This is a genomic window from Corallococcus sp. AB049A, from assembly GCF_003668885.1.
Classification (GTDB): domain Bacteria; phylum Myxococcota; class Myxococcia; order Myxococcales; family Myxococcaceae; genus Corallococcus; species Corallococcus interemptor.
Genome location: NZ_RAWL01000587.1, coordinates 1 through 4,305, shown reverse-complemented (window position 1 = coordinate 4,305; position 4,305 = coordinate 1). Strand labels below are relative to the sequence as shown.

General features: G+C 69.5%; 3 protein-coding genes and 2 pseudogenes. 4 read left to right on the top strand and 1 reads right to left on the bottom strand.

Annotated features, from left to right (window positions below):
- Window positions 1–121: 121 nt before the first annotated feature.
- Entirely contained in the window at window positions 122–1,057 is a 936-nt protein-coding gene (locus tag D7X55_RS36630; protein WP_120552660.1) for a hypothetical protein, read from the bottom strand.
- A 72-nt stretch (window positions 1,058–1,129) separates the two neighbouring features.
- On the opposite strand from D7X55_RS36630, the pseudogene truD reads away from it, so the two are divergent.
- From truD to D7X55_RS36610, 4 genes and pseudogenes are all read left to right on the top strand, one after another.
- Window positions 1,130–2,221: pseudogene (gene truD / locus D7X55_RS36625) on the top strand (tRNA pseudouridine(13) synthase TruD); the annotation flags it as partial.
- A 645-nt stretch (window positions 2,222–2,866) separates the two neighbouring features.
- Window positions 2,867–3,439 (top strand): RNA polymerase sigma factor, encoded by a 573-nt coding sequence (locus D7X55_RS36620; RefSeq protein WP_233610284.1) that lies wholly within the window; start codon window positions 2,867–2,869, stop codon window positions 3,437–3,439.
- The gene (locus D7X55_RS36615) at window positions 3,436–3,942 is read left to right on the top strand and encodes a hypothetical protein (protein ID WP_120552657.1); all 507 of its coding nucleotides are present in this window, start codon (window positions 3,436–3,438) and stop codon (window positions 3,940–3,942) included. The genes D7X55_RS36620 and D7X55_RS36615 overlap by 4 nt, the downstream gene beginning before the upstream one ends.
- Window positions 3,943–3,950: 8 nt before the next feature.
- Window positions 3,951–4,305: pseudogene (locus tag D7X55_RS36610) on the top strand (hypothetical protein); the annotation flags it as partial.

Sequence of the window (4,305 nt, the reverse complement as noted above, 5' to 3'; positions counted from 1 at the left end):
ATCCTCACCGGCCCGGACACTACCAGAGCCTTCCGCCCCAAAGGAACGCTCGCGACGCTGCCCGGGTTCCAGGGCGCCGGTGGCCTGCACGGCCGGTCAGTCCCCGCCCCCTGCCAAAGGTTCATGTGGACGGCGGTGCCAGCGTCCCCGGGGCCGCCGGATCCGCTGACGCGGCCGGCCGGCGCTCCGGGGCCCTGAATCCCAGGCCAATGGACGGCAGGAAGGTCATCCCGCCCAGGTCCCGCTTCTGCCCGAAGACGTGGGGGTTGCAGAAGACGTAGCCCCCGGTGAGCTCCGCGTAGAAGTGCACGTACTTGTAGCCCACCGCGAACCCCACCGTGGAGCCCACGAAGTGGCTGTTCACCGTGGACGGAAGGCTCGCGTCGAAGCCCGTGACGGGCTTGCCCTGCTTGCTGAAGTCCACCAGCTGGGCGTCCAGGCGCGTGTGGCTGAAGACGTACTTGGGGGCGCCGTAGAGCTTGAACACGTCGCCGTACTCCGCGCTCAGGTACAGCGGAATCTCCACGTCCGTCCGGCTGAAATCCCCCAGCTGGACGACCTCCAGGACGTCCATCACCGCCCCGGAGAACAGGTACTTGGACACCCCCACCCCCAGCGCCAGGTCATAGGAGCGGCGAGGACCCGGCCCGCCGTGGGCCAGGCGCACCTTGCCGTCGAAGCGCAGCGAGTTGCCGTTGTAGCGCCCGCCCACGTCGAACCCGTCCAGCAGGCCCACCCGCACCATCAGCTCCGGGTTCACCCCCGGCGGCGCCACCACCAGGGCCAGGCCCGCCGTCAGCAGGCGCTGCTGGTCCTCCTCCGTGAGGGTGTAGGGCGTGTCCTCGTCAATGGCCCGCTTCGCCGCGCGCCCCTGGTCGATGCCCACGTCCACCACCGACGCCAGCGTCCCCACCGGGACGAACACCCCCATGCTGCCGTTCACCTGGACCTGGCCCGGCGCCAGCGTCTTCGCCGTCTGCATGGTGGAGAGAGGGGTCGCGCACCCCACGACGAGGCCGGCGAGCCCCAGGAGGAACAGGGCGGGAAGGTTTCTCATGGGGTTGCAGGTTAAGCCCATTTCAGGCGCGAACGCTTCTATCCGCGCGTCCACGCTGGTAAGGGGGCTGTCGTGCGAATCAAGCAAAAACCCGAGGACTTCTCCGTGAAGGAGTCCTACCGCTTCGACGAAGTCGCCAGCGGAAAGCATCGCGTCTACCTGATGGACAAGCAGAAGCTGTCCACCTTCGACGCGGTGAATCGTATCCGTGACGCGTTCGGGCTGAAGCCCGGCGCCATCAGCTACTGCGGCCTGAAGGACAAGCAGGGCCGCACCGAGCAGATCATCGCCGTGGATGGCGCGGACGTGGACATGCAGGAGCCCGACCTGCGCCTGAAGTTCCTGGGCCGGACGGACAAGCCGCTGTCCGCGAGGAACATCACCTCCAACCGCTTCTCCGTCACCGTGCGCGCCCTCACGCACGACTCGCTGGCGCCCTTGAACCTGGCCGCCGCGGAGGTGAACCGGCTGGGCGTGGTGAACTACTTCGACAGCCAGCGCTTCGGCGCCATCAAGCACGGCCAGGGCTTCATCGCCAAGGACCTCATCCGGGGCGACTTCGAGGCCGCGCTGCACAACTACTTCGCCCGCCCCTCGGACCTGGACCGCACCGAGGACGCCAAGGTGAAGGGCTTCTGGCGCGACAACTGGGGCAAGTGGGACGCGCGCGTGCCCTTCGAGGGCGCGAAGAAGTACCACCGCATCCTGCGCAGCCTGCGTGAGCACCCGGGCGACTGGCTCCGGGCGTTCCTGCAGATCGACTCGGACTACCGGGCGATGATCCTCTTCGAGTACCAGAGCTTCCTCTGGAACGAGGGCGTCCGGCGCTACCTCCAGCTGATGCTGCCGCGCGAAGCCATGTTCCCCATGCGCTACCAGGCCGGCACGCTGCTGCACTACCGGGACGCGACGCCGGACGTGCTCCACATCCTGCGCGAGAAGACCTTCCCGCTCGTGGGGCCGGACTCCACCTTCGAGGATCCGAAGGTGGCCGAGGCCATGACGTGGGTGCTGGGCAAGGAGAAGCTCAAGCTCCCCGACCTGCGCATCAAGGGCGCGGAGCGGATGCTCTACTTCAAGGAGGAGCAGCGCCCGCTGGTGATGTTCCCGCACAAGCTCGTCGTGGGCCGCACGCAGCACGACGACGTGAACCGCGGCGACATCAAGGTCAACGTGGCCTTCACGCTGCCCCCGGGCGCGTACGCCACGCTGGTCATCAAGCGCCTGTTCCACTTCGAGTACACGGAGGACTCCAAGGAGGACATCCGCACCTCGCAGCGTCCTCGCCTGGTCACCACCGAGCGCGAGGAGGAGCGGGTGCAAGAGGCCCGGAGCGCCGCGCGTGCCTCCGAAGGCCCTTCGCGCCACCGCACCCTGGCGGACCGCGCCGCGCCCCGCACCACGCGCCCGGCCTCGTCCGAGCGCCCCGCCCGTCCGGCCACCTCCCGTCGCGACGACCGGGCTGCCACGCCAGGCAAGGACGCCCGTCCTCCCAGCCGCATTGGCCGGCCGGCGCGCGCTCCCCGCGAGGCGCTGCCGGACCTGGATGAGGTCAAGGCTGCCCCCCCGCCTGCCCCGGAGGCTGAGATTCCGCTGGGCTTCCGGGCGAAGCAGAAGCAGCGCAAGCAGGTGAAGGCCGAAGGGCGGGCGGAAAAGGCCGAAAAGCAGCGCCTGGCCGCCGCCAAGTCCGCGAAAAAACAGAAGCGGAAGTGATGTTCAGGGGCGGCGCAATGGGGTTTCGCCGCGCCCGTAGTCCAGGGTGTGAACGCTCTTGCCCTCGACTCGCTCCCCATGGCCATCGGAATGCTGATGGCTGAGGACGCCGCCCCGCTCCCCTGGCAGGCGGACGTGCAGGCCGCCCGCAAGGGGGACCCGTCCGCCTTCGAAGCGCTGGTTCGCAGCGTGCAGCGCCCGGTGTACGGCCTGGCGCTGCGCCTGTTGCAGAGCGAGGCGGAGGCCGCCGAGGTCGCGCAGGAGGCCCTGCTCCGCGCATACCAGAACCTCCACCGCTACGACGACGCGCGCCCGTTCGACCTCTGGGTGCTCGCCATCACCCGCAACCTCTGCCTGGACCTGCTCCGCCGCCGCACCAAGGTGCGCACGGAGGAGCTGGAGCCCATGAAGGAGGTGCTCCCCAGCAACGAGGCGTCCCAGGAGGACGGGGCCATCGCGCGCGAGGAGCGGCAGTCGCTGGAGGCCGCCATGGAGACGCTCTCCGTGGACGACCGTGAAGTGCTGGCGCTCTATTACGTCCAGAAGCGCACCACGAAGGAGATCGCGCAGATCATGGGCTGCGCGCCCGGGACCATCATGGCGCGCCTGTTCCGCGCCCGTGAAAAGCTTCGCAAGAAGATGACTCCCGCCGAGGAGGAGACGAAATGAGCCCCACCCCCTGCCCCGACCTGGAAGTCCTCTTCGCGGAGCTGGAGGCCGGTGAGGGCCCCGCGCTGGATCACGCCGCGGAGTGCGAGGCGTGCGCCGCCGTGATGGAGGAGCACCGGCTGCTGGAGAACGACCTGTACCGGCTGGCGGATCCGCTGCCGCCTCCGTCGCTGGTCGTCAACGTGATGGCCCGCGTCGCGGAGAGCCCCGTGCCCCAGCGCCGCGAGGTGTGGACGGGCCTGGCCATCCTGCTCACGTCCCTGGGCGTGGGGCTGGGCTTCCTGTTCACCAATGACAGGGCGCTCGGCCGCATGGGCACCGCGTTCGCGGCCAGCGTGCGCGACGGCCGGATGTTCGTCGAAGGGCTGTTCAGCGGTGCGCACGCCCTGTGGAGCACCGCGGGGCTGGCGGTGGCCTGCATCGTCGCCTTCGTCGTGTTCACGTCGCTGTTCGGCCTGAAGCGCCTGGTCGGTTCCCCTCCTCCGTCCCTCTCCGAAGCCTGAGCGTGACCATGAAGATCCTCCCCCGCCTGTTGCTTCCGACCCTCCTCCTCGGCGCCCCCGTGGCGCTCGCGGAAGGCACCCCGGCCCCCGCCGCTGCCGCCGCGGCTCCGGCCCGCACCATCGACGTGAGCTTCCGAGGCTCGCTGCGCGACGCGCTCAAGACCATCGCGGAGAAGGGCGGCCTGAACCTGGTCGTCACCGGCGACCTGGACACGCCCGCGGAGGTGCGGCTGCGCGGCATCAGCGCCGAGCAGGCCCTGCGCACCGTGGCCCGCGCCTACTCGCTCCACCTGGAGCAGGACGGCTCCATCTTCACGCTGCGCCCGCTGACCGCGAAGGAGAAGGCTGTCTCTTATACACCTC